The 26398-nt window shown below is 64.7% G+C and carries 18 protein-coding genes, 1 other RNA gene and 1 pseudogene; 10 read left to right on the forward strand and 10 right to left on the reverse strand.

Going from position 1 to position 26398, the window contains the following annotated elements:
- Positions 1-83: 83 nt before the first annotated feature.
- Complete coding sequence (locus ASF90_RS14925) at positions 84-872, reverse strand: SDR family oxidoreductase (RefSeq protein ID WP_055851759.1); 789 nt, start codon at positions 870-872, stop codon at positions 84-86.
- Positions 873-1163: 291 nt separating this feature from the next.
- Between ASF90_RS14925 and ASF90_RS14930 the strand changes: the two genes are divergently transcribed.
- Positions 1164-1739: a TetR family transcriptional regulator gene (locus ASF90_RS14930; RefSeq protein WP_055851761.1), complete on the forward strand. Its 576-nt coding sequence runs from the start codon at positions 1164-1166 to the stop codon at positions 1737-1739.
- A 65-nt stretch (positions 1740-1804) separates the two neighbouring features.
- Here ASF90_RS14930 and ASF90_RS22530 read toward each other — a convergent pair.
- A non-coding RNA gene (locus tag ASF90_RS22530) (sX9 sRNA) lies at positions 1805-1881 on the reverse strand.
- Positions 1882-2314: 433 nt separating this feature from the next.
- Between ASF90_RS22530 and ASF90_RS14935 the strand changes: the two genes are divergently transcribed.
- The 4 genes from ASF90_RS14935 to ASF90_RS23890 all read left to right on the forward strand — a co-directional run bounded on the left by ASF90_RS14935 (position 2315) and on the right by ASF90_RS23890 (position 4879).
- Positions 2315-3301, forward strand: a complete 987-nt coding sequence (locus ASF90_RS14935) for an MDR family oxidoreductase (protein ID WP_055851763.1) — start codon at positions 2315-2317, stop codon at positions 3299-3301.
- Complete coding sequence (locus ASF90_RS14940) at positions 3298-3720, forward strand: hypothetical protein (protein ID WP_055851766.1); 423 nt, start codon at positions 3298-3300, stop codon at positions 3718-3720. The genes ASF90_RS14935 and ASF90_RS14940 overlap by 4 nt, the downstream gene beginning before the upstream one ends.
- Before the next feature lie 167 nt (positions 3721-3887).
- Positions 3888-4115 carry a hypothetical protein gene (locus ASF90_RS14945; protein ID WP_153066566.1) on the forward strand — a complete coding sequence of 76 codons (228 nt, stop codon included), beginning with the start codon at positions 3888-3890 and terminating at the stop codon, positions 4113-4115.
- Between the two features lie 11 nt (positions 4116-4126).
- Positions 4127-4879 (forward strand): hypothetical protein, encoded by a 753-nt coding sequence (locus ASF90_RS23890; protein ID WP_162498445.1) that lies wholly within the window; start codon positions 4127-4129, stop codon positions 4877-4879.
- 84 nt (positions 4880-4963) lie between these two features.
- Here ASF90_RS23890 and ASF90_RS23510 read toward each other — a convergent pair.
- The 7 genes and pseudogenes from ASF90_RS23510 to ASF90_RS14985 form a co-directional block, all read right to left on the reverse strand.
- Positions 4964-5134: pseudogene (locus ASF90_RS23510) on the reverse strand (transposase); the annotation flags it as partial.
- 270 nt (positions 5135-5404) lie between these two features.
- On the reverse strand, positions 5405-6841 hold the full coding sequence (locus tag ASF90_RS14960; RefSeq protein WP_055851777.1) for a DHA2 family efflux MFS transporter permease subunit: 1437 nt from the start codon (positions 6839-6841) through the stop codon (positions 5405-5407).
- Between the two features lie 1043 nt (positions 6842-7884).
- Positions 7885-8877, reverse strand: a complete 993-nt coding sequence (locus tag ASF90_RS14965) for an HD domain-containing phosphohydrolase (RefSeq protein WP_055851781.1) — start codon at positions 8875-8877, stop codon at positions 7885-7887.
- Positions 8878-8912: 35 nt separating this feature from the next.
- Entirely contained in the window at positions 8913-13007 is a 4095-nt protein-coding gene (locus tag ASF90_RS14970; RefSeq protein WP_055851784.1) for a CHASE domain-containing protein, read from the reverse strand.
- Between the two features lie 151 nt (positions 13008-13158).
- Complete coding sequence (locus ASF90_RS14975; RefSeq protein ID WP_055851787.1) at positions 13159-14463, reverse strand: DUF445 family protein; 1305 nt, start codon at positions 14461-14463, stop codon at positions 13159-13161.
- 394 nt (positions 14464-14857) lie between these two features.
- Positions 14858-15712 (reverse strand): hypothetical protein, encoded by an 855-nt coding sequence (locus ASF90_RS14980; RefSeq protein ID WP_055851790.1) that lies wholly within the window; start codon positions 15710-15712, stop codon positions 14858-14860.
- A 242-nt stretch (positions 15713-15954) separates the two neighbouring features.
- Entirely contained in the window at positions 15955-17307 is a 1353-nt protein-coding gene (locus tag ASF90_RS14985) for an aspartate aminotransferase family protein (RefSeq protein ID WP_055851792.1), read from the reverse strand.
- A 377-nt stretch (positions 17308-17684) separates the two neighbouring features.
- On the opposite strand from ASF90_RS14985, the gene ASF90_RS14990 reads away from it, so the two are divergent.
- The 5 genes from ASF90_RS14990 (at position 17685) to ASF90_RS15010 (ending at position 24882) form a co-directional block, all read left to right on the forward strand.
- A complete protein-coding gene (locus ASF90_RS14990) occupies positions 17685-19364 on the forward strand; it encodes an OFA family MFS transporter (RefSeq protein WP_055851795.1) in 1680 nt (559 codons plus the stop codon).
- Between the two features lie 6 nt (positions 19365-19370).
- The gene (fdhD, locus tag ASF90_RS14995) at positions 19371-20216 is read left to right on the forward strand and encodes a formate dehydrogenase accessory sulfurtransferase FdhD (protein ID WP_055851798.1); all 846 of its coding nucleotides are present in this window, start codon (positions 19371-19373) and stop codon (positions 20214-20216) included.
- Positions 20213-22561 carry an FdhF/YdeP family oxidoreductase gene (locus ASF90_RS15000; protein WP_055851801.1) on the forward strand — a complete coding sequence of 783 codons (2349 nt, stop codon included), beginning with the start codon at positions 20213-20215 and terminating at the stop codon, positions 22559-22561. The genes fdhD and ASF90_RS15000 overlap by 4 nt, the downstream gene beginning before the upstream one ends.
- Complete coding sequence (locus ASF90_RS15005) at positions 22551-22838, forward strand: hypothetical protein (RefSeq protein WP_055851804.1); 288 nt, start codon at positions 22551-22553, stop codon at positions 22836-22838. The genes ASF90_RS15000 and ASF90_RS15005 overlap by 11 nt, the downstream gene beginning before the upstream one ends.
- 763 nt (positions 22839-23601) lie before the next feature.
- A complete protein-coding gene (locus ASF90_RS15010; RefSeq protein ID WP_055851807.1) occupies positions 23602-24882 on the forward strand; it encodes an MFS transporter in 1281 nt (426 codons plus the stop codon).
- A gap of 161 nt (positions 24883-25043) precedes the next feature.
- On the opposite strand, the gene ASF90_RS15015 is transcribed toward ASF90_RS15010, so the two are convergent.
- Entirely contained in the window at positions 25044-26342 is a 1299-nt protein-coding gene (locus ASF90_RS15015) for a diguanylate cyclase (RefSeq protein WP_055851809.1), read from the reverse strand.
- Positions 26343-26398 lie beyond the last annotated feature (56 nt).

Genomic DNA, 26398 nt, shown 5'->3' on the forward strand with positions numbered 1-26398 from the left:
GCGCTTGCGCAGGCACGACACAGCATCGCAGGCCCGCACCGTTCGCCATGCGAGCCATGCGGGCAGAAATGCAGCTCAGCTCGTCAGGTCGTCGGCTGATAGCGCTCGGCAGCGGTCGCCTGTCGGATGTCCGACAGCAAGCCCTGGCGCGCGCCATCCAGTGCGTCCCAGCGTTCGGCCACGTGCAGCGGCGGAATGGTGACCAGTTCGCGGCGATCGAAGCCGACCAGCGCGGCATCGACCAGTTCGTTAACATCCATCAAGTCGCTCAGCGTGTTGATGTCGATACCGGCGCGTTCCCAGATCTCGGTGCGCGTGCCGGCCGGCAAGACGGCCTGCACGTACACGCCCTTGGCGCCAAGCTCCACGTGCAGGCCCTGCGACAGGAATAGCACGAAGGCCTTGGTGGCGCCATAGACGCTCATGGCGAATTCGGGCGCAAACCCCACGACCGATCCAATGTTGACGATCGCACCGCTGCCGGACTGCGCAAAGCGCGGCGCAACGGCGGCGGACAGGCGCGTCAACGCGGTGACATTGAGCGCAATCAGGCGGTCGATCGCCTCGGCGTTTTGCTGCACGATGCCGCCCGATTGCGCCATGCCGGCGTTGTTGACCAGGATGCCGATCTGCGCGTCGTCGCGCAGGCGGGTTTCCACGGCGGTCAGGTCGGTTGGCTGGGTCAGGTCGGCCTGCAGCACATCGACGCTGACGCGATGGGTGTCGCACAGGTGCGCGGCCAGGGCGTCCAGGCGTTCCTTGTCGCGTGCGACCAGCACCAGGTTGTGGCCGCGTTGGGCGAAGCGCTCGGCGTAAACAGCACCGATACCGGTGGAGGCGCCAGTGATGAGGACAGCGGGAAGTGCGGTCATGGAAATTCCTTGAGTGAGAGAGGTGGAAAGGCGCACGACGTGGCCGCAAGCGCCCCGGGCGCCGGCCGACGCCTGCACGGTGACGTGTCACCGGTACCATCGCGATGCGACTGGTTGGCGTCAGGTTGCCCAGGGCAGAGGGAGCGGGCAGCGACGCGTGGGCATTGAGGATGCTCAGAAAGACGGCGGATGCAAAGATTACGAATAAAATCTAAGGTGTCAATACTTTGATGACGCGCAACATCAAAGTATGCTGTCGCTGTCCCCATTCCCCCACGGAGCGTCGCAACGATGAAAGTGACCAAAGCACAGGCACAGGCGAACCGGGCGCATGTCGTCGAGACCGCTTCGGTGCTGTTTCGCGAGCACGGTTATGCAGGGATCGGTATTGCCGATCTGATGGCCGCTGCAGGGTTCACCCACGGTGGTTTCTACAAGCAGTTCGGCTCCAAGGCAGATTTGATGGCCGAATCGGCAGCCTGCGGCTTGGCCAACATCGCGGCACAGTCCGAGCGCGTGGACAAGACCGATTTCGTGAACTTCTATCTGTCGCGCGGACATCGCGACAGCCCGGCCACCGGTTGCACGATGGCTGCGCTGGGCGCCGAGGCCGCGCGTCAGCCGGAGCAAGTGCGCGAAGCGTTTGCGGCCGGGGTCGAAAACCTGTTGGCCGCGCTCGACCGCAGCGGGGCTGCGCCGGGTACTGCCGAGGCAGCAGATGAGCGTGCCAACACGCTGAACATGATGGCGCACGCCATCGGTGCCATCGTGCTGTCGCGGTCGTGTCCCAACGATTCGCCACTGGCCGACGAAGTCATTGCGGTATGTCGTGAGCAGATCCTGTCGTCGTTGCAACCCTCCAACTGACCGAAAGAGCTGCACCTGCGGCCGGCGTGGTCGAGGGATTGGCGGTAGCGCCGCGTGCCAAGAACGGCTAACAAACCGTAGCGAGCAGTTGTCAGGTGCGTGTGGATGGCGCGCTCAGAACCGGAATGTACGCGTGGTGCATGCCGTACCGAGCACCGGCCGCGCCCGCCTGGCGATGAGCAAAGTCGTTTTGTTAGCTGCTTTTAGCGAAATGTTTTAGCGAAATGCGCTTTTACTGACACGCCAGCTCACGCGTGGCCACTACTTGCAGAGGTGCCATGTGCTTGGCGCGACGCCGCTCACCCGCTGTACGACGAGCCGCTGAAGCGACACGCCCACCGAGCAAGCGTTGCAGGCGATCAACGCCGTCCACGTCAGCCCGACTCAAGCGACTTCGTTGCCGCAGCGGAAAGCGTCTTGTGCCGCACGGTGGCAACGCATCACCGGAGATCCCGTACCGTACCGCCATCGCAGTCCCGTAGCGGCGTGATCGTCAACTGGCCGCAGCGTTGTCATTGACTGCAATCAAGGACGCGCTCACCCGCGGCCTCAATCCATCCAATCAGGAGAAGACAATGACCTTCAATGCATTGCTCGCCACGCAAACCGACGAGACGGTGACCACCGAACTCGTGCAGTTCAACGAAGACGACCTCATGCCGGGCGAGGTGACGATTGCTGTCGACTACTCGACCGTCAACTACAAGGATGCGTTGGCGGTCACCGGACGCGGCCCGATCATTCGCCATTTTCCGCTGATTCCCGGCATCGATCTTGCCGGTGTGGTCGAAGCGTCCAGCGATCCCGGCATTGCGGTCGGAGACCGCGTGCTGGCCAATGGCTGGGGCCTGAGCCAGACCCATCATGGCGGCTACGCGCAGAAGGCGCGGGTGCCTGGCGACTGGTTGATCAAGATTCCGGCGGCATTTTCCATCCACGATGCGATGGCGATCGGCACGGCCGGCTACACCGCCATGCTGGCGGTGATGGCACTGGAGCACGGCGGGCTGACCCCCGAACGCGGCGACATCCTGGTGACCGGCGCAAATGGCGGCGCCGGTTCGGTTGCCATCGCCTTGCTGGCAGGTTTGGGGTATCGCGTGGTCGCCTCCACCGGCCGGCTGGAGCAGGCCGCGTATCTGCACAGCCTGGGCGCTGCCGAGGTCATCGACCGCAGCACTCTGTCCGAACCCGGCGCGCCGATCAGCAAGGAGCGCTGGGCAGGCGTGGTGGATGGGGTGGGCAGCCACACGCTGGCAAACGCGCTTGCGCAGACCCAGTATCGCGGCGTGGTGACCTCGTTCGGCATGGCGCAGGGCGTTCAATTGCCGGCCTCGGTGCTGCCCTTCATTTTGCGCAACGTTACGTTGGCCGGTATCGATTCGGTCAACGCGCCGCAGGCGGTCCGCATGCAGGCGTGGTCGCGTCTGGCGCGCGATCTGGAGTTGGGTAAGCTGGCATTGACCACGACGACAGTCGGGCTGGCGGAGGTGCCGCAGATTGCCGCCCAGCTGCTGGATGGCAAGGTGCAGGGGCGTACTGTCGTGGATGTGAACGCATGAGCGCGCCCACTGCATCGCGGGCATTCCGCTACCTGGCCACGCTGTCGGCCCTATTGTTTTTCGCGCTGGGCGCTGTCTGGTTGCTGGCGCCTGCGACCATGCTGGCCAACTGGGGCGTCGCCTTCGACAGCAACGCTTTAGGCGTTGTCGGTCGCCGCGCCGCGCCGATGTATGCGGCCATCGGCGTGATGCTGCTGCTGGTACGCGCGGCACCGCCATCGCCGGGGCGCCGCGCGGTGATTGCCGGCTTTGCCACCGCGTGCCTATCGCTAGCGGTGTTGGGCGTGTCGGAATGGGCTGCCGGGCATGTCAACGCCGGTATTTTCCCGGCGGTCGCCATCGAAATCGGGCTTCCGCTGGCGTTCCTTTTGGTCACGCGTGCAGAGGCGACGCAGCGACGCGCTAACCGCGCGCGTTAATCGATACATGACGGCAGCCTGTTGCGTGCCGTCATGCAACTGAAAGGCTTGGACATGCGGCAAGAGGGCCAACACACTTTCTCGGCCCGGTGCTCCACCGGAATGGCGCGCTCAATAGCCACATTGGACAGCGCCGGCAGGACCAAGGCGACGGTGTCCCGCACTGCATGGGCGCTGATGGTGAAGTGCAGGGGATCCAGCAGTTCAGCGCCTTTGACAAGCCCCAGACCAGTAACGTGGACCCAACACAGGCGCAGGGCTTGTCGATGCAGCAATACGCGGAAAAGATGAAAGTGACCCTTTCATCCCATCGGGTCAGCCACGCGCTGGGAGCAGAGCGCAGCGCCGAGCAGCAACAGGGGATATGCTTCCGCCTTAATCATGATCCAGCTTGAATTACAGCCCTATGCGTATCACTGCAGCCGCCAGTTTGCTTGTCGTGTTACTGACCATGGCGCCTACCGTCTCAGTCTCTGCGGCGGAAACTGACATATTCGGCATCAAATTAGGGGCGCCATTAACGCTGCCCATTTGCCAACTCTCCTTACCCGCTCCAGCTGCACGCCGCAGCAGCACAGGATTAGGGAGTAGGGCGTTCAACAAGCTGACGGCCCCGCCGCCGGAGCCGCTGAAGGCCACTCCACCGGCAACAGGGTTGTGCGTCGCGCCCGGCACGACAAACATGGCCGTGGGCAATACCGAGTTCGGGCCAGGCGAATACGCTTACCTGGTCTTCGCCACGGCTGAGTTCCCGGCGTGGGTCGCGCCCATCGGCATGTCGATCGGCGCGGGCGCAGGTGACGCTTTTTCTCTGGAAGGTGCGGGCGGCCTGGTTTTACTGCAGAACGGGCGTGTGATCGCCTTGCGCTTCAACACCACGGGGTTCGAGGCGCAGCAGCGCGTGATGGAGCTGCTCAAGCGCAAGTTCGGTTCGCCCGGTTCGCAGAAAGCCGTGACCTGGAACAACGATCTGGGTGGCAGCCGCGAATCGATTTCCGCGCAATGGCGCACGCCCGATTTCTTTGCGGATTATTCTTCGGTCGTGCAAACGCAGGCCATGCAAGCACAAGGGCTGTCGGGCGGGATCGGGTTCCTCAACATCGGCAACAATCTGGGGCAGCAAGTGCTTCAACCTGCTAGCAAGGAAGCGGAATTCTAGAGAACTGACGACGTTCTCGCGGCGCCTAGAGCATGTTATGGACGTTGGAGCAGGTTGGCAGCATTCCCCCTGCATCAGGATGCTGAAGACCACGAAGTGGAGCCCTGCCAATGTCTCAGGTAGGCGCTCGTAGTCCCGGGCCAACCGCCTGAAGCGGTTGACCCAGCCGAAGCTGCGTTCGGCCACCCAGCGACGTGGCAGAAGCACGAAACCTTTCTTCGCTTCCTGCAACGTCACCACATGCAGTTCGATGCCCTTTTCGAGCGCAGCAGCAGGATATCTGCCGTATGCCCTTAGAGCAGCTAACAAAACTACTGTGCAGCCGCCAGGCGGGCGCGGCCGGTGCTCGGAATCCTCATGTACCACCCGTACACTCCGGTTCCTCCGCGCTGCTCGCTACGTTTTGTTAGCCGCTCTTAGTCGACAAAGGCCAGTTTCACGGGCTCGCCGTTCACATGCTGGATCTCTTGTGCCAGAGCGCCAACCTGGGCGCGCTGCACGCCCGCCGTTTAAGCAACAGGGGTTTCAGCCGCGCGAAGCCCGATGTCCGCTCATTTCCTGCCCGGCGTTCTTGTCGAAGCGCACATGCCACCAGGTGGCGCTGAGCGAAATCAGGCTGACCACGCAGAACGCCAGCGAAAAATCGCGTTGCGCCGGTTGGGTGTGATCGCCGGCCAGCATCGCCAGTTTGAGAATCATCGCGCCGGCACAGACACCCACCGACAGCATTAGCTGCTGCAAGGTGGTGTAAAGGCTGCTGGCGCGGCTCATACGCACGCTGGGCACGTTTTCGTAGGCGATGGTGTTGTAGGCGGCGAACTGGAACGACATGAAGGCGCCGCAGCACAGCAGCAGGCCGAATATCAGCGCCGGCGGCCAGTCGGGCCGGAACAGCGCGCACACCATGTAGCCCAGGCTGGCCAGTACGCCGTTGCCGATCAGGCTGTTGCGGTAGCCGAAGCGGCGCAGCAATTGCGGGGTGATGGTGCGCATCAGCAACGCACCGAGTGCGGTGGCCAGAATCAGCCGCCCGCTGTGCGCAGCGCAGAAACCGAAGCTGATCTGGAACAGCAGCGGCAACAGGAACGGCTGCGCGCCCTGGGTGATGCGCATCAGCGCACCGCCGATCACCGACAGCCGGAACGAGTCGATGCGCAGCAGGGTCAGGTCCAGCAGCGGTGCCGGGTGGTGGCGCGCATGCCACAGATATCCCACCGACGCGGCCGTGCCGATGGCCAGCAACCAACTGGCCAAGCCGATGCCGTCCTGCTGGCTGACCATTTCCAGGCCGAACAACAAGCAACCCAGCGCCATGCCGCACAACACGAAGCCGCGCAGATCGAAGCGTGCCGGTGCGGTGTCGGTAGGAATTTCCGGGATGAAACGGCGCACCAGCAAAAAGCCGGCAATGCCGATCGGTACGTTGATGTAGAAGATCCAGCGCCAATCCAGATACGACACGAAAAAGCCGCCCAGCGGCGGGCCCAGCATCGGGCCGATGAAGGCGGGGACAAGCGTCCAGGCCATTGCCGACACCAGATGGCGGCGCTCCACGGTGCGCAGCAGGATCAAGCGCCCGAGCGGGGCCATCATCGCGCCGCCGGCGCCTTGCAGTACGCGTGCGGCCACCATGGTGGGCAGGCTGTCGGCTAGCGAACACAGGATCGAGCCGCCCACGAATACCCAGATCGAAGCGCCGAACACGCGGCGCAGGCCGAAGCGGTCGGCGATGGCACCGCTGGCCGGGATCAGTACCGCCAGCGCCAGCAGATAGCTGGTCATGGCGATGCTCATGGCTGGCGCGGCAACGCCGAAGTCGCGCGCCAGCGTCGGCAGTGCGGTCGCCAGCACCGTGGCGTCCATCTGCTCCATGAAGATGGCGCAGGCCAGGATCAGCGAAATGATGCGGTAGTCGGGATAACGCGGCGGCGTGACGCCGGCCTCGGACACGCTGGAAGACATCGGACTCTCGGTTGCCGGGCCGTGTCCACGACGCCTGGAGGCGCCGGATCGGCCCGCGTCGCACGGTGTTGTGCGGCGCAGCATGGGCATTGTCCGCCTGCGTGGCGCACGGTTCAAGCGCGTGGCGGCAACGCTGCGTGCGGTTGGGAGTGTGGCCGGCGTTGGCTGTGCTGGGGGCGAGCTGCTGGGGCAGGGCGCGTGCGGTCGTCTTCAGTGGATGGAGGATGCTCGCCGGAGCGCTGCTTCCTCTCTCGCAGATTGGCCGCGTTCTCGGTCGGAAAGGATGCACCAATGTTCGAGCCGGTCGTGTGGTGGCGCGCGGGATAGCAACGGCACTGCGTGGAGGCGACAGCTGGGGGCGTGGTGGTGATGGCTGCGTCGTACCCTCATCCGGCGCTTTGCGCCACCTTCTCCCGGTGGGAAAAGGGAATGCAGGTTTCCGTGCGGGTGGCGGTGGTTGCTAGGCAGCGACAAAGCGACTGGCATAGCGCGCAAAGCAACGCCCAGGTTCATTGGGTGGCGATGGCTGCGTCGTACCCTCATCCGGCGCTGTGCGCCACCTTCTCCCGGTGGGAGAAGGGAACGTAGGTTTCCGTGCGGGGCGAGGCGGTTGCTAGGCAGCGAGAAAGTGACTGGCATAGCGTGCAAAGCAACGCCCAGGTTCATTGGATGGCGATGGCTCCGTCGTACCCTCATCCGGCGCTGCGCGCCACCTTCTCCCGGTGGGAGAAGGGAAGGTAGATTTCCGTGTGGGGCGGGGCGGTTGCTAGGCAGCGACAAAGCAAATGGCATAGCGCGCAAAGCAACGCCTAGGTTCATTGGATGGCGATGGCTGCGTCGTACCCTCATTCGGCGCTGCGCGCCACCTTCTCCCGGTGGGAGAAGGGAAGTGATATGCATGCCGACCATGCTGCGATGGCCGGCACCAAGCACCAAGCACCAAGTAACAAGCAACAAGCAACAAGCACCAAGTAACAAGTAACAAGTAACAAGCACCAACTAACAAGCACTGTGCAGCCCGCAGCGCTTCCTAAAGTGTGGGATCAGCGCTGTGCGGTCGGGCTGTCCCAGGCCTCCTTGACCTGCAGGATCCGCGCCAGGGACTCGCGAAAATGCTGCACCAGGCGCGGTTCCAGTTGCTTGCCCGACATGCTTTCCAACTTGCGCATCGCGTCTTCCACCGTCCACGGCGCTTTGTAGGCGCGCCGTCCGCACAGCGCGTCGAACACATCGGCTACTGCGACGATGCGTGCCGATTCCGGAATGGCCTCGCCGGCCAGGCCGGTGGGATAGCCGCTGCCGTCCCAGCATTCGTGGTGATGCAATGCGATTTCGGCGGCCATCTGGAAGACCGGTCCGCGGCCGTGCCGTAGCAGGTCGTGTCCGGCCTGCGGGTGCTGCCGCACTACCGAGCGCTCGTGCTCGTCCAGCGTGTCGGGCTTGTGCAGGATGCTGCCGGGCACGGCGATCTTGCCGGCGTCGTGCAGTGGCGCGGCATCCTGCAGCATCTGCGCCTGCTGCGGCGACCAGCCGGCGGTTTCGGCCAGCACCCGGGCATACACCGCCATGCGCCAGATATGCGCGCCGGTGTCCGCGTCCTGGGCTTGGCCGGCGGTGCCCAGCAGATGGATCGCATCGCGGTATTGCTGCGCCAGGCGCGCGCTTTCGGCCAGCCTGAGCTGGGTGTTGATGCGCACCTTGAGCAAGGCCGGCGAGTACGGTTTGCTGACGTAATCGGCCGCGCCCGCTTCCAACCCGGCGCGCTCGTCGTGCTCGCTGTTACGTGAGGTCACGAACAGGATCGGGATGGCATTGCTGGAGGGTTGCTGCTTGAGCGTGCGCGCCACCGCATAGCCATCCATGTCGGGGAGTTCGACATCCAGCAGGATCAACGCAGGCGCGTGGCGCGCCACCGCGTCCAGCGCTTCGCCCCCGGTTTTGGCGAACACCAGCGCAAAGTCCTCACGCAGCAGCTGGCGCAGGGTCGCCAGGTTGCTGGACTCGTCGTCGACACACAGCAGGGGACGGGACGGCATGGGGGAATCCTTGCAGACGGCACGGGAGATCGCCGTCAGCGTGGGTGGGTGGCTTGCCAGTCGTGCAGGGTGGCCTGCGCGCGGCGGAAGTCGAAGTCCTCCACGGCGCGTTGCAGTTCTTCCTGCAACGCAGGCGGCAGGTGCGGTGCGCAGATCAGCAGCGCGTGGTCGATCTTGTCGGCGTCGTCGGTGGAAAGAGCCACCTCCAGGATCTGCAGGCTGCCGGCGTCCAGCGCGACTGCGTCGTCGTTGGCCGCTGCAGTGGTTTCGTCGTCTTGCAAAAAGACGCCAATCGCCTCGGCGGTACGCTGCATCACATCCTTGAGCGAAATCAACGAGGCGGTGATGTCTTGACCATCTTCGATACGCGTTTCCAGATCGCTTGCAGCACCGGCCAGTGCCGGCAGCGCCAGCGAGCCCGCCGCACCACGCAACTTGTGCGCCATTGCGCCGATGGCAGGCAGTTCGTTGCGGCGCAGGTGTTCGGCCGCGACTTCGGCCGGGTCCGGGTTGTCGCGCAGCAGCTTGCTCAGGTAACGCGCGTACGGCTCGCGGTCGCGCCACAGGCTGCGCGCGCGCGCGGCGTCCAGTAGCTCGGGATCGTCGTGCTGCCACTCGGGGCCGGCCGCCAGTTCGGTTTCGTGCGGCAGCGATGGAATGCGCTTCATCCCGGGATGCATGAAGTGACGAATGGCGGTGACCAGTTCCTCGACATTGAAGGGCTTGGCGATAAAACCGTTCATGCCCGCTTCCAGCGCTTTTTCCTGTTGCGGGCGGAATGCGCCAGCGGTCAGCGCGATCACCGGCAGGCTGGCCAGGGCAGGGATCTGCCGCAGCCGGCGAGTAGCTTCGTAGCCGTCCACCACCGGCATCTGCACATCCATCAACACCAGATGAAACAGATCCGGCGCGCGCTTGAGGGTGTTGACCGCCTGCTCGCCATCGTGGGCGACGGTGACCATGGCGCCTTCGCCCTCAAGAATGCGCTGCGCCACCTCGCAGTTGATCTCGCTGTCGTCGACCAGCAACAGGTGCGTGCCCTCCAGCCGCCGTGCCACGAAGGTGGGCGTGACCGGACGTGCACCGGGGCGCTCGTCGACCAGCTGTTCCACCAGACGATGCAATGCCGCGCTGGTCACCGGCTTGGTCATCACCGCGTCCAGATCCTGTTGCTCGGGATGCTGTTCCAGCAGACGTCGCTCGTAGGCGGTGACCATGACGATCACCGGATGCGGACCAGGGGCGGCACGTGCGCGGATTTCGCGCGCGATCGCCACGCCATCGATGTCGGGCATGCGCCAGTCGAGCAGGAAAATGTCGTAGGGCTCGCTGGCCTGTTCGATCGCCTGCAGCGCGGCCTGGCCGCTGGCCACTGCATCCACGCGCCAGCCCAGGTCGGTGGTGATCCGCACCAGATTGCTGAGCGCGGCATCGTGGTCGTCGGCGATCAGCACGCGCGGCATCGCTTCCGGCGGTAGCGCCGGCAGGTCTTGCTGCGCCTTGGGTGGCGCGGCCTTCTCCAGGGTCACCACGAAATAGAACTCGCTGCCGCGGCCGGGCACGCTTTCCACTTCCAGCTCGCCGCCCATCAGTTCGATCAGCCGTCGGCTGATGGTCAGGCCCAGACCGCTGCCGCCATAGCGTCGGCTGGTCGAGGTGTCGGCCTGCAGAAACGGCGAGAAGATCAGGCTCTGCTTTTCCTTGGAAATGCCGATGCCGGTGTCGCGCACGGAGAACAGCAGCTTGACCTTGTTGGGATCGCCGCTGGGGAAGCGCCGCACCGACAGCACCACTTCGCCCTGCTCGGTGAACTTGATCGCGTTGCCGACCAGATTGACCAGCACCTGGTTGATGCGCAGCGCATCGCCCAGCAGCCAGCGGCTGTCGCGCGGCAACGGCTCGACAATCATCTCCACCGGTTTGGCGCTGAGCGAGGAGCGCATCAGGTCGGCGATATTGTCGAACAACTGGTTGAGATCGAACGGCGCGCGTTCCAGGTCGATGCGCCCGGCCTCGATCTTGGAGAAGTCCAGGATGTCGTTGATGATTTCCAGCAAGGTACGTGCGGAGCGATCGATCTTGGTGACCATGTCCTGCGCCGCGCCAGGAAGCTCGCTGCGCTGAAGCAGATACAACATGCCCAGGATGGCATTCATCGGGGTGCGGATTTCGTGGCTCATGTTGGCCAGGAAATCGGACTTGGACTGATTGGCGCTCTTGGCGGCATCCATTGCCAGACGCAGCTGTTTTTCGTGCAGTTTTTGCTCGGTGAGATCCACCGCAACGCCGAGGTAACCGATCACCTGGTCATTGTCGTCGCGCAATGTGCTCAGGGTCAGCAGCACCGGCAGGCGGCGGCCGTCGTAACCGACATAGGTCCACTCGCTGGTATCGCTGCGGCCGAGGCTGGTGAGCGCAGCCACCGCTTCCAGCGTGTGCGCCACCGGCACCCCGGTCTGCTCGGAGAGCAGATGCGCACGGTCCTGCAGTTCTTCCGGTTCGACGAACTGGCTGGCCTTGCGCCGGCCGATCACATCCTCTGCGTTATAGCCGAGCAGCTTTTCTGCGGCGCGATTGAACAGCGTGACAAATCCACTGGAGTCGGTGGCGATGATGGCGTAACCGGCATGCGCCAGAATCGCGCGCTGCAAGACCGAGAACTTCACCAGCTCGCTGGTGCGCTCGGCCACCTGATGTTCGAGCGAGGCATTGAGGTCGACGATGCGTTGATGCGACCGTACCCGCTCTGAGATATCGCGGAAAAAATGCGAGTGACCGCTAAGCGTGCCATCCGGTTCGATGATGGGTGCCTTGCTCGCCAGCACATGCACGTGATGGCCATCGCGGTGGCGCATGCTCTGTGCGGCCGAGGCATTGGTCGGGTACGCTTCATCGGCGTGCTCGATCTGCGGCATCGCATACGGTTGCGGCGACAGCAGCAGCGTCAGGTCCTGGTCGATCGCCTCCTCGGCGGTGTAACCGAACATCGCTTCTGCGGCCGGGTTCCAGTGGGTGATGCGGCCATCCGGAGTTTCGGCCACGATGGCTTCGCTGGAATGGCTGACCAGCGCGGCCAGCTCCATCTGTTTGCGCAACACCTCTTCGCGGCGCAGCCCGTTGCTGAAGTACAGCCCCAGCAGTGCGGCAAACAGGGAGGACGCTGCCATGACCAGGCCGCCCACCAGCCAAGGCGAGGTCTGGTTGAGCGACGCCACAAAGCTGGCCGTGGGGTGGGCGGTGACGATCCAGGTGCGCCCGTAGATGGGCAACAGCTGCACCACCGGCCGCCAGCGCGCGCTGTCGCCGGCCGGAGTGCCGCTGCGATAAAAGTTATGGGTCGGCTCGTTGCGATCGGACAGATCCAGCGCCACATCGTCGCGTTCGCCCAATGCGCTTTTCACCATCTGCTCGACGCTGAAAGGCGCATACACCCAGCCGTTGGTGGCAGCCATGCGTTGCTGTGGCGTTTGCAGCGGCATGCCTTCGCGATACACCGGCAGCAAGACCAGAAAGCCGCTCTCGTTGGGCACGCGATAGCCCGACAGCGAGACCGGTGAGGTCATGATCGGCTCGCCGCTGCGTGCGGCCTGCAATGCGGCGGCGCGACGGCGCGGTTCGGATGCGATATCCAGACCGATGGGGCGATTGCCCGACGACTCGGGTTCGAAGTACAGCACGATGTAACGTTCGCCATCCCACGGCGCCAGCAAGCGGCGGTGGATATCCGGTGCTCCGTCGGCGCGCGCGGTCTGCAAGAACGCGTCCTCGTCGGCAGGCGCGACCCGATGGATGTAGCCGTAGCCCAGCACGCCGGGAAACTCGCGCGCGTAATCGCGCGAGCGGCTGTACAGGGTGAAGCGATCTCGACTGATGACCTCGCTGCCGGCACCAATCACCGCACCGCGCGCGCCGCGCAAGCCGTGCTCGAAGGTGTACATACGTTCGCTGATATTGCGGGCGAGGCTGCGCACGACATACTGAAAGCGTTGCTCGCGCTCGAGCTCGTTATGCCGCTGCAGCCAGACCCCCGTGACGATGGCGGCGATCAAACCTGCGGTAAGGATCAGCAGTGCGCTGATAAAGACGCGGCGCCCGTATTTCCTGCGCAGATCCCAGCGGCCATTCGGCATTTTCGTTCCTTCGCCTTGCCTGTTGCGTGCCCAGTGTCCTGGCCGACGGCAACGTCGACCTCGCGGTACCGCCTGACGATTATCCGGCTGCGTGCAGTCTCCCCAGTTGCTGCACGCTAGCCTGTTGGGCGATCAACGTCATCTCAGTGCATCAGAACGATAGCCAAATCGATAATGCATGAAGCGCAAGGCCGATCAATCCACCGACCAACGTGCCGTTGAAGCGAATGTATTGCAGATCGCGTCCGACACCCAATTCCAATTGTTCGACGAGGTGACGTTCGTCCCAACTTTTCACTGTCGATGCAATGTGCTCGGTGACCGATGCGCGCAGGCGCGTGGTGAGTTTGTCGGCTGCCTGCAGCATATGCTGGTTGAGTGCGTCGCGCAGTGACGGATCTTGCGACAACGCCTGGCCGAGCGATTGCATGGAGCGCTCCATGTGCGCAGCCATCGACGACTCTTCACGCGCCAGATCGTTGCGCAGCGCATCGCGGATCTCGCCCCACAGGCCTTGCACGTATTCCTGCAGCGCGGGATGTTGGATGGCACGTTGCTTGAGTTCTTCTACACGCGCAGCCATTTCCGGTTCGTCACGCAGGCGCGCGATGTAGCCTTGCAGCCACGCTTCATAGTCGAGCCTGATTGGATGCTCGGGCGTCTTGAGAATGTCCTGGAGTTCTTCGATGGCCGCACGCGCCATGCGGTCGGCCAGACTGTCGCCGATCTCTTCGATCGGCTTGATCCAGTTCACTGTGCCGACCAGCTTGGGCCATTCGCGGCGCGCATACCGCACGATCAATGCAGACGCGCGCGTCTTGACCTGTTCCTGGTCCAGCCATTCGCCCAACCGCAGCAGCACTTCGTCGAGCAATTTCTGATGGCGCCCGTCGGTGGTGAGCAGCGCCATCACATCGCCGACGGTCGCGGCAGCATTCCACTTGCGCAGGCGGTCCACCACGAAGCGCTGGATGGCGCTGCGCACGGCAGCTTCGTCTAATAGCTCAAGCGCCTGCAACATCCAGCCGCGTGCCATCTGCGCGAGCATGCGCGACTGCTCGGGTTTGGCCAGCCATTCGCCGAGGCGGCTGGCGGGGTCGAACACGCGCAGCTTTTCCATCAACGCAGCGGGCGCAAGGAACTGATCGCGCACGAATACCGCCAGCCCATCCGCCAGCCGCTCCTTGCCGCGCGGCAGGATGGCGGTGTGCGGGATCGGCAAGCCCATCGGACGGCGAAACAGCGCCACCACCGCAAACCAGTCGGCCAGTGCGCCCACGGTCGCCGCCTCGCAGAAGGCCGACACCCACGCCCAGATGCCTTGCTCGCCCATCAGGTGACTGACGATAAAGCCGGCAAACATCGCCAGCAGCAAGGCCACCGCCAACAGCTTCATGCGCTGTAGCTGGGCACGACGGGGATCGATGGGGCGGGGAGCGCTGAGACTGGGTTCCATCCGCGAAGTGTACCCAGTCGTTTGACCAGGGCATGTCCACGGCAGGTGGGCGACGTCGCGGGCGGCTGCCGGTGGCCGCGCCTTCGGTGCCCGTGCTCCAGCTGCGCTTGCAACTGTGCGACCAAGCGTCTGTTGCCGTCGTAGGAGCGCACCCGGGCGCGACGGGCTTTATCGGGACTGCCCGTCGCGCCCAGGTGCGCTCCTACGGGATGGCTGTTAGTTAGCGGGTGCGTGCTCTCGGCCGCACAGATGCTATGGCTGCTCTTGCAACGGTGCGACCAAGCGTCTGTTGCCGTCGTAGGAGCGCACCCGGGCGCGACAGGCTTTCCTGGGAACGCCCATTGCGCCCAGGTGCGCTCCTACGTGATGGCTGTTGGCGAGTGGATGCGCGGACTCAGCCGCGCAGGCGCTCCAGCTGCGCTTGCAATGCGGTCACCTTGGACTGCAGTGCGACGTTTTCGTTTTCCAGTTCGGTGACGCGGCGCTGCAAGGCCTTGACGTCGCGGCGCTCGGCTTCGCCGCCTTCGGCCTCGTCGGCCTTGGGTTTGCGCTTGGCGTCGCGCACGCGCTTGGCGGCCTGTTTGAGTTCGGCCTTACCGGCCTGCGCGGCGGCGCGTTGTTCGTCTTCCGACAGCGTGGCCACGGCGGCTGCGGCGCTGATCGAGATCTCGCCGGCCTTCACTGCCTGCACCACTTCCGGCGCGGCCTGTTTGTGGATGCGCTCGATCATCACCACCTGATTGCTGCTCAGGCGTGCTTCGCGTGCCAGCTCGGCGCGGCTCACCGGGGTGGAGGTTTCCTCCCACGGCGGGCTGTCGGTGTCGTCGCTCGCGCGGGCTGCGCTGTCGTCGAGGCCGGTATCGGCCTGTGCGTCATCCACCACCGGCGCCTCGGCGGCGGCATCGGCCTCGCGCTGGGTGCGCTGGCGGGCGGCGAGGATCTCGCGCTTGCGCAGCGCCAGCACGCCACGCTGGAAGTCGGACACGCTGCGCCGGCCAAGGTGCTGCTCGATCATCCACAGGTGCACGTCCTGCATCGACTGGAAGCGCGGGTTCTGCACGGTCTGGAACGGCAGGCCGTGCTTCTGGCAGAGGCCGTAGCGGTTGTGGCCGTCCACCAGCACATCGCCCCACAACACCAAGGCATCGCGACAGCCTTCGGCCAGCAGGCTGCGCTCCAGCGCCTCGTGCTCGTCGGGTGTCAGCGGGTCGATGTAGGCCTTGAGTTCTTCTTTGACAACGATGTTCATGGGGCAACTGCGGGGGGAGTGCGGGGCCGGCATTGTAGAGAGCCTGCTCCGGCTTTGCGCGCTTGACGTGGTGCCCGCGCCCGTGACACGCGAGCGCCGTCGTGGAACGGCCACGCGCGCCGTCACCGGCTTTCTTCAGGCGAGCGGCGCGTACGGCGGGAGCCGACGCGATGAAGCCCATGCAGCGCGCGGCCAGGGCCCGCGTGCCTCTGCCTGCAACGCACCCATGCCGCCGGCCGCGCTCAGTCCACCAGGCGCAGGATGCCGGCCAGCGTCTCGACCATCTGCCCGATCTGCTCGGGGGTGACGATCAACGGTGGCGACAGCGCGATGACATCGCCGGTGACGCGCACCAGCAGTCCGCCGTCGTGGAAGCAGCGCTCGAACACCTCGTAGCCGCGTGCACCGGGGGCGCCATCGCGCGGCGCCAGTTCGATGGCACCGATCAGGCCGACGTTGCGGATGTCGATCACGTGCGGCAGCCCACGCAGGCTGTGCAGCGCGTCTTCCCACTGCGGGCCGAGCGTGATCGCACGCGAAAACAGCCCGTCCTCGGCATAGGTGTCCAGGGTCGCAATCGCGGCCGCACAGGCCAGCGGGTGACCGGAGTAGGTATAGCCATGGAACAGTTCGATGGCGTTTTGCGGCCCGTGCATGAACGCGTCATGGATCGCATCGGCCACCAGCACCGCACCCATCGGCACGGTGCCGCTGGTCAGCCCCTTGGCGGCGGTGATGATGTCGGGCGTGACGCCGAAGCGCTGCGCGGCGAACGCGTCGCCGACGCGGCCGAAGCCGGTGATCACCTCGTCGAACACCAGAAGGATGCCGTGGCGGTCGCAGATGGCGCGCAGCCGTTGCAGGTAGCCTTCCGGCGGCAGGATCACCCCGGCCGAGCCGGACACCGGTTCGACGAACACCGCGGCGATGGTGGAGGCGTCGTGCAGGGTGATCAGCCGTTCCAGGTCGTCGGCCAGCTCCGCGCCGTGCGTCGGCAGCCCGCGCGAGTAGGCGTTGCGCTGCAGATCCAGGGTGTGGCGCAGATGATCGGTGCCGGCCAGCAGCGGGCCGAACCACTTGCGGTTGTTGGGCAGCCCGCCGATCGACATGCCGCCGAAGCCGACCCCGTGATACGCCTTCTCGCGGCCGATAAAGCGGGTGCGATGGCCCTCGCCGCGCAGGCGGTGGTAGGCCAGGACGATCTTCATCGCGCTATCCACCGCTTCCGAGCCGGAGTTGGTGAAGAACACATGGCCCAGGCTGGGCGGCGCGATGGCGGCCAGGCGCTGCGCCAGCACGAACGGGAGCGGTGAGCCCATCTGAAAGGTCGGGGCGAAATCCAGCGTGCCGGCCTGCGCGCGGATCGCCGCCACGATGCGTTCGCGCGCGTGTCCTGCATTGCAGCACCACAAGCCTGCGGTGCCATCCAGGATCTGCCGGCCGTCGACATCGCGGTAGTACATGCCGGCGGCCGAGGCGAGCAGGCGAGGGCGCGCCTTGAATTGCCGGTTGGCGGTGAACGGCATCCAGAACGCATCCAGCTGCGCCGGTGTCTGCAGCGCAGGCGCATCGTCGCGCGGAAGTGGGTCGTGCATGGCCGGCTCCGTCACGGGGGTCGCCCGACTGTACCCAGCCATCGCCTCGGGCGTCACCCCGCCGCGGGCAGGAATGGGCGATATGCCCGCGCAGGCCTGGCGGATGCCCATCGATCTAATGCATAAGAACTAGTCAATTAGTCGCAGCGCCGGCCGCTAATCTCAAGGAACGCTTGCGTGGCGTGTGTGTGGCAATGCGTTGGAACGCTGCGAGGCGTCGCCAAGCATTGCAAAGCTGCAAGGATTGCCGATGATGCGCCAGACAACCGCTGGTTGGGCCTGGTCGTCGCCGCTGCTTATATCGCAACACGCTAAACGATCGCAGCCGTCAATCGTCTTTATCGCAGTTCATCGCACTTTATTTTTGGGGAATGGGAATGACGCAAGGGTCCACCGTGGCGACAGCCAGTGGCGCAGACGCCGGTCTGCTATCCAAGGAGCGCATCATTGCGCGTCCGGGGTTCAATCGTTGGCTGGTCCCGCCGGCTGCGCTGGCGATCCATCTGTGCATCGGCATGGCCTACGGCTTCAGCGTGTTCTGGCTGCCGCTGTCCAAGGCGCTGGGGATCACCGAAGCGATTGCCTGCCCGGCCGACATGGGTCTGTTCGCGCGCATGGTGGCGACCACCTGCGACTGGAAGATCAGCGAGCTGCAGTGGATGTACACCCTGTTCTTCGTGCTGCTGGGCTGCTCGGCGGCGATCTGGGGCGGTTGGCTGGAACGTGCCGGCCCGCGCAAGGCCGGTGTGGTTTCGGCGCTGTGCTGGTGTGGCGGCCTGGTGATTTCGGCGGCCGGTATCCACTTCCATCAGATCTGGATGTTGTGGCTGGGTTCGGGCGTGATCGGTGGTATCGGTCTGGGGCTGGGCTACATCTCGCCGGTGTCGACCCTGATCAAATGGTTCCCGGACCGTCGCGGCATGGCGACCGGCATGGCGATCATGGGCTTTGGCGGCGGCGCGATGATCGGCAGCCCGCTGGCCGATGCGCTGATGCGCCACTTCGCCACACCCACCTCGGTGGGCGTGATGGAAACCTTCCTGGTCATGGCCGCGCTGTACTTCGTCTTCATGATGGCCGGCGCCTTCGGGTATCGCGTGCCGCCGAGCGGTTGGACCCCGGCCGGCTGGACCGCGCCGGTGGCCAGCACCAACGCCATGATCACCGCCAACCACGTGCACGTCAGCAAGGTCTGGGGCATTCCGCAGTTCTGGCTGCTGTGGGGCGTGTTGTGCCTGAACGTCTCAGCGGGGATCGGCGTGATCGGCATGTCCTCGCCGATGCTGCAGGAAGTGTTCGGCGGCCGGTTGATCGGCGTGGACATCGGCTTCGGCAGCCTGGATACGGCTCAGCTGGCCAGCATCGCGGCGATCGCGGCAGGCTTCACCGGTCTGCTCAGCCTGTTCAACATCGGTGGCCGCTTCTTCTGGGCCAGCATGTCCGACAAGCTCGGCCGCAAAAACACCTACACGCTGTTCTTCCTGCTGGGCATCTGCCTGTACGCAGCGGCGCCGTCGGCCGGTGGCGTGGGCGGCATCGCGCTGTTCGTGGGCATCTTCTGCATCATCCTGTCGATGTACGGCGGCGGCTTCGCCACCATTCCGGCCTATCTGGCCGACCTGTTCGGTACCCAGATGGTCGGCGCCATCCACGGCCGTCTGCTGACCGCCTGGGCCACCGCCGGCATCCTCGGCCCGGTGGTGGTGGGTTACATGCGCGAGTACCAATTGGCGCACGGCAGCCCGCCGTCACAGGTCTACAACACCACCATGTACATCCTCGCCGGCATGCTCGTGCTCGGCCTGATCTGCAATCTGTTGGTGCGCCCGGTGGCTGCGCGTCACTTCATGACGCCCGACGAACTGGCACGCGAAAAGCAGCTGGCGCACGAGAAGGTCGACCGCAGCGGGCATGCGGTGCTGCCGCCGGAACAGATGGCGCGGATCGGGCATGGCGGCAACCCCGCAGTGGTCGCGTTCGCTTGGTTGGCGGTTGGCATCCCGATGGCGTTCGGTATCTGGGTGACGCTGCAGAAAGCCTTTGTGCTGTTTCATTGAGGTGAGATGACCAGTCCGTCTTCCCGCACAGTGCGCCCCGGTAGTGTGGTGCGCACGGTTGTCCGCCATCGCGGCGGTCGCGGTGCCACGGTGCAAGACATGGTGGCGGCCGAAATGCCGGTTGCCCTGATCTACAACCAGGTGCCGTTCGCGGTGATGATGGCGACGCCGGAGGACCTGGAGGATTTCGCGCTCGGGTTCTCGTTGAGCGAAGGCATCGTCGATCACGCGCAGGACTTGCGCGTGGTTGCGGTGGAGACCTTTCTGGAAGGCGCTTCGCTGCAGATCGAGATCCCGCCCGAGCGCGCGGCCGCGTTGGACCAGCGGCGGCGCAATCTGGATGGACGCAGCGGTTGCGGCGTGTGCGGCAATGAATCGATCGAGGCGGTGCTGCGTGTGCCGCCGCGCGTGCAGTCGACGCTGCAGATCGACGCCGATGCGTTGGCGCGTGCGCTGGATGCGTTGCACGCGCAGCAGCCGATCGCCGCGCAGACCGGCGCGGTGCACGCCGCCGGTTGGGCCGATGCGAACGGAGTGGTGCAGTTGGTTCGCGAAGACGTCGGGCGCCATAACGCGTTGGACAAATTGATCGGTGCATTGGCGCGCGCGCGCATCGATGCATCGCAAGGGTTTGCGGTGGTCACCAGCCGCGCCAGTTATGAAATGGCCATGAAAGCCGCGCAGGCCCGAATTCCGCTGCTGGCAGCGATTTCGGCACCTACCGCGCTGGCGATCAGCCTGGCCGACAGCGCGGGACTGACCCTGATCGGGTTTGCCCGCAATCACGATTGTGTTGTTTACAGCCATCCACAACGCCTGGATCTGGGCGTTGCCGTGGGAGAGCCCGCATGAGCAAGAAAACCATCAAGCAGTACGACAATCCCGCGGGCGGCTGGGGCGCATTGCGCTCGGTGGCCAAGCACCTGATGGAGCAGGACATCGCAGTGCAGGGCGCCAAGACGCTGCTGCATGCGAACCAGCCGGACGGATTTGATTGCCCGGGCTGCGCCTGGCCGGATCGCGACCATACCTCCACCTTCGAATTCTGCGAAAACGGCGCCAAGGCCGTGGCCGCCGAATCCACCGCGCGCCGCGCCGGGCTGGAAGTGTTCGCCTCGCACAGCGTCAGCCTGTTGTCGCAGTACAGCGACTATTGGCTGGAAGGGCAGGGCCGGTTGACCCACCCGATGCGCTACGACGCCGCCACCGACCACTATGTGCCGGTGAGCTGGGACGATGCGTTTGCGCAGATCGCGGGCCATCTCAATGGCCTGGCGACCCCGGATGAGGCGATCTTCTATACCTCAGGGCGCACCAGCAACGAAGCGGCGTTTTTGTATCAGTTGTTCGTCCGCGAGTTCGGCACCAATAACTTCCCGGACTGCTCCAACATGTGTCACGAGCCATCCGGCACCGCGCTGCGTTCGCAGATCGGTGTGGGCAAGGGCACGGTGTCGTTGCACGATTTCGAGCTGGCCGATGCGATCTTCATCTTCGGCCAGAACCCGGGCACCAATCACCCGCGCATGCTGGGCGAGTTACGCCAGGCCTCCAAGCGCGGCGCGGCGATTGCCGCGTTCAATCCGCTGCGCGAGCGCGGGCTGGAAAAGTTCGCCGACCCGCAAGACAAGCTGGAGATGCTGCACAACGGCTCCACGCGCATTGCCTCGGATTATTTCCAACTCAAGATCGGCGGCGACCTGGCGGCGTTGAAGGGCATCATCAAGCATGTGCTGGAGCGCGATGCGCAGGCCCAGCGCGATGGCACGCCGCGCTTGCTGGATCTGGAGTTCATTGCCGAGCACACCGCTAATTTCGACGCATTCGCTGCCGATGTGCATGCGGAAGCCTGGGACACCATTGTCGAAGAATCCGGCCTGGACGAAGCGCAGTTGCGCAAGGCCGGCGAGATCTACCTGAAGGCCGAGCGCGTGATCGCGTGCTGGGGCATGGGCATTACCCAGCACAAGCACTCGGTGGCCACCATCCACATGATCACCAACCTGCTGCTACTGCGCGGCCACCTGGGCCGTCCCGGCGCAGGCGTGTGCCCGGTGCGCGGGCATAGCAACGTGCAGGGCGACCGCACGATGATGATCTACGAAAAACCGCCGGCCGCGTTTCTGGACAAGCTGCAGTCGGTGTTCGGGTTTGCGCCGCCGCGCGAAGACGGCTTCGACACCGTCGGTGCGATCGAGGCGATGCTGGATGGGCGCGGCAAGGTGTTCTTCGCGATGGGCGGCAACTTCGCCGCCGCCACGCCGGATACCGATGCCACGCACCGCGCGCTGCGCAACTGCGAACTCACCGTGCACGTCACCACCAAGCTCAATCGCAGCCACCTGGTGCATGGGCGCGATGCGTTGATCCTGCCATGCCTGGGGCGTACCGAAATCGATATCCAGGACGCCGGCTCGCAAGGCGTGACGGTGGAGGATTCGATGAGCATGGTGCACCTGTCGGCCGGCATCAATCCGCCGGCCTCGCCGGATCTGCTGTCCGAGCCGGCGATCGTGGCGCGCATGGCCGAAGCCACGTTGGGCGCGCGCAGCGCGATCCGCTGGCGTTGGCTGGTGGGCGATTACGACCGCGTGCGCGAGCTGATTGCGCAGGTGTTTCCGGACTTTGCCGACTTCAATCAGCGCGTGCGCACGCCGGGCGGCTTCCGCCTGTCCAACACCGCGCGCGACCGTAACTGGGTCACGCCCGAGCAGCGTGCGGTGTTCAAAGCGCACGCGGTGCCCACCGACAACCCGATCCATCGCGCGCGGCGTTCGCGGGGCGATCAGATGGTGTTTACGCTCGCCACCACGCGCTCGCACGATCAGTACAACACCACTATTTACGGGCTGGACGATCGCTACCGTGGCGTGTTCGGCGAGCGCCGCGTGCTGTTCATCAACGGCGCCGATATTGCCGCGTTGAACATGAAGGCTGGCGATTGGGTGGATCTGGAAAGCCTGTGCGAAGACGGCGTGCATCGCGAGGCGCGGCGCTTCTTGTTGGTGGACTACAATATTCCGCGCGGCTGTCTGGCCGCGTATTACCCGGAAACCAATGCGCTGGTGCCGCTGTCGAGTTTTGCCGACGAAGCACGCACACCGACCTCCAAGTCGATTCCGGTGATCGTGCTGCCGCATCGCGCCGAAACCGCCGACGCGGCACCGCGCGATATCGGAGCGGTGCTTGTCCGCTGATCCGCAGCTCACCGCGCAGCTGCTGCAGGCGCTTGCCGACACGCCCGAGGGCGTGTCGCTGTCGAGGCTGTGCAAGCAGCTGGGCGTGCGCATGAGCGTGTTGTTGCGCACGCTCGCGTGGCTGGGCAGTGCCAACCTGGATGGCCAGCCAGGCCCGGGCTGGATTAACGTGGAAGAGCGCGGCGATCGACAATTTGCGGTGTTGACGCCGGCCGGGTTGGCAGAGCACGCACAGCGCAAAACGGCGCAAGCGCCGCAAGCGCCGCAAGGCGGCTGAATAACTTGCTGGTTGTTTGTTGAAAACCATGCACGCCGATATGCCTGACTGCTCCTTGCCCAGCCACCATCGCGGGACTTTTGGCTGCCAGGTTGAAAGCTTAGGCAATCGAGTGCGCGGTGCCCTCACCGCTCGCGGGACACGCCGTGAACCCGTCCCTGGGGGCTCGATGGCGGCATCCATGCCGCCAACGGTCCCGCAATCGGCGAGGGCACCGCACCAGATAGTTGGCTGGTGACGTTATCGAAGAACGAAGACACTGCAGCAGACAGTTAACGGTTGCTCTGTTGAAACATCCGCACACCGGCGCTCTCGACTGGTCCTTGCCCGCTCACCGTCGCGGGACCTTACGCGGCATGGATGCCGCGTAAGAGCCTACAGGGACGTACTTGCGGCGTGTCCCGTGATGGTGGGCGGGCAAGGACCCTGCAGCCAAGCTGAAGATCATCAGCTCTACAAGTGATCTATCTTCGTTGTCCGACCAGTCCGTACTTGCGGCGTTTCCCGCGATCGTTGGCGAGTGAGGGCCCGGCAGCCAAGTCGCAGATCATCCGCCTTTCAATCAACGCATTCTTAGCACGCCATCCTTCCTCATCTGACGACTGCTCACTACGTTTTGTCGGCCACCCTTTAGGGATGAGGATGGCATGGCCCACGCGCCAGGCGGTCACGCCTGTAACTTTTTGCAGGCCGGTTGGTCCGCGCAAACCACTGCCGCGATCTGCCAGAATCGGCCGTCTTGTCTGATGGATGCCGACTCACGATGACTGCCGCCGTGCCACTCGCCACGCCCGTCAATTCGCCTGCGCGCGTGCTGTTTGCCAGCCTGATCGGCACCACCATCGAGTTCTTCGATTTCTACATCTATGCCACCGCTGCGGTGCTGGTGTTCCCGACGTTGTTTTTTCCGGCGGGCGATGGCAGTGCGGCGATGCTGCAGTCGCTGGCGACTTTTGCGGTCGCCTTCATCGCGCGGCCGGTGGGCTCGGCGGTCTTCGGCCACTTCGGCGATCGGGTCGGCCGCAAGGCCACGCTGGTGGCGGCATTGCTGACGATGGGTCTGTCCACGGTTGCCATTGGTCTATTGCCCGGCTATGCGCAGATCGGAGTGTGGGCCCCGTTGCTGCTGGCGCTGTGCCGGTTCGGTCAAGGGCTGGGCCTGGGCGGCGAGTGGGGCGGCGCGGTGCTGCTGGCCACCGAGAACGCACCGCCGGGCAAGCGCGTGTGGTACGGCATGTTTCCGCAGCTGGGTGCGCCGCTGGGCTTTTTGCTGTCCACCGGCACCTTCCTTGGCATGGGCGCATTGCTGGACGATGCGGCCTTCATGCAGTGGGGCTGGCGGGTGCCGTTTCTGGCCAGCGCCTTGTTGGTGCTGACCGGGCTGTGGGTACGCCTGAGCATTACCGAAACACCGGACTTTCAGAAAACCCTGGATCGTCAGACGCGCGTACGGCTGCCGCTGGGCACCGTGATCTCGCAGCATTGGCCGGCGTTGATCATCGGCACGCTGGGTGCGTTTGCCACCTTCGTGTTGTTCTATCTGATGACCGTGTTCGCATTGGGCTATGGCACCAAGACGCTGGGCTACGACAAGGAACAATTCCTGCTGCTGCAGATGGCCGGGATCGTGTTCTTTGCGCTGGGCATTCCGTTGTCGGCCAAGTTCGGAGATCGGCATGGCGCACCGTTGGCGATGATGCTGGCCAGCATCGCCATCGTTGCGTTCGGGCTGGCGTTTGCGCCGTTGTTCCAGGCCGATCACCCATTGCAGGTGCTCATTTTTCTCGGGCTGGGCTTCTTCTTCATGGGGCTGACCTACGGCCCTTGCGGCACCTTGCTGGCGGAGTTGTATCCCACCGAGGTGCGCTATACCGGCGCGTCGCTGTCGTTCAATCTGGCCAGCATCCTGGGTGCGGCCCCGGCGCCGTATGTGGCCACGCAACTGGCAGCGCGTTACGGGCTGCAGGCGGTGGGTTACTACCTGGGCGGTGCCGCGGTGTTGAGCTTGCTCGCGCTGACGATGGTGCGGCGATCGCGTCGATAGATGCTGTTGGATACGCGCCTGCCGTAGGCGCGGGCTGGTGCGCGCAGAGGTGCTATCGGTAAGGCGCTGTCGCGCCCGGGTGCGCTCCTACGGGAGCTAGAGAAATACGCGCTTTGAGGTGCGTTCTCTCAGGCCGCCGTGTTGGTGCAAGCGTGCGGCGTTCAGCCCGCCAAGCGTACCTGGTTGCGGCCGCCGGCCTTGGCCAGGTACAGATATTTGTCGGCTTCGTTCAACAGGTAATGCAGCGATTGGTCGCCTTCGGTCGCGATGCACACGCCGATGCTTACCGTCATGCTCAGCGTGTCGTCGCCGACGCGCACGCGTAGTGCGCTGATGCGTTCGCGCAGGGTTTCGAAGTAGCTGGTGGCGTTGGCTGCATCCAGCCCCGGCACCAGCAGGCAGAATTCTTCGCCACCGAAACGTGCCACCAGATCCTGCGGACGTGCATGCCCGGAGACCGATGCGGCCACCGCGCGGAGCGCCTGGTCACCGGCTTCGTGGCCCCAGGTGTCGTTGATGTGTTTAAAGTGATCGATATCCAGCATGGCCGCGGTCACCGTCTGGTCCTGCGACAGCAACTGCGGGATCACGCGCTGGCTTTGTTCCAGGAAGTAACGCCGATTGGGCAGGCCGGTGAGGAAATCGCGTGTGGCCAGATCCTGCAGCGTACCGATCAATTCCAGCTGGTCCACGTTCTGCGAGACGCGGCAGAAGAATTCTTCGCGCGAGAAGGGCTTGCGCAGGAAGTCGTTGGCGCCGTTCTTCAAGAAGCGCGGGATCAGCGACGAGTCGCTGTTGCCGGAGATGCCGATCACCGCGACCTTGTCGCGCGAGCGCAACGCACGCAGCCGGCGGGTGAATTCCACGCCTTCCATGCCGGGCATTTCCTGATCGACGATGGTCAGGCGGATGTCGGGGTCGCGTTCGATTGCTTCCAGTCCGGCGGCGCCGTCGGCGGCCAGCACCACACGGTAGCCGTACATCGACAGCAGTGCGGCGGCGTAGGTGCGAGCAGACAACGAATCGTCCACCACCAACGCGCCGATGCGACGATTGCGCTCCAGACGCTGCACCAGCCATGCCAGATATTCGATGCTGCCCGGTGCGTTCTTGAGTACGTAATCGATGATCTGCTGCTGCAGCACGCGCTGGCGCAGATCCTCGTCGTACACGCCGCTGACCACCACGGTCGGCAGGTTGCGCGAGAGGAAGAACTCCACGACCTTGTCGCGGTCGCCGTCGACCAGCACCAGGCCGGTCAGGACCAGGAACCAGCCATCTTCTTCGTCGAGCACGCGCGCCGCTTCGGCCAGGGTCGAAACGACCGTGACCGGCAGTTCCACGCGTTGCTCGATGGCTGCGCGCAGCATGCTGGTGAACGTGCGCGAGTTCTCCACCAGCAACACGCGTTGCGGCAGGACTGCGCTTTCACTATTGCGATGTAGGGTACCTGGGGACATCGGCTGGCCGTGTGGATCGAACCGTCAGATCAGCTAACGGCTCTGCTCGCCAAAAC

This window comes from Xanthomonas sp. Leaf148 (assembly GCF_001423585.1).
In the GTDB taxonomy this organism is placed as follows: Bacteria; Pseudomonadota; Gammaproteobacteria; order Xanthomonadales; family Xanthomonadaceae; genus Xanthomonas.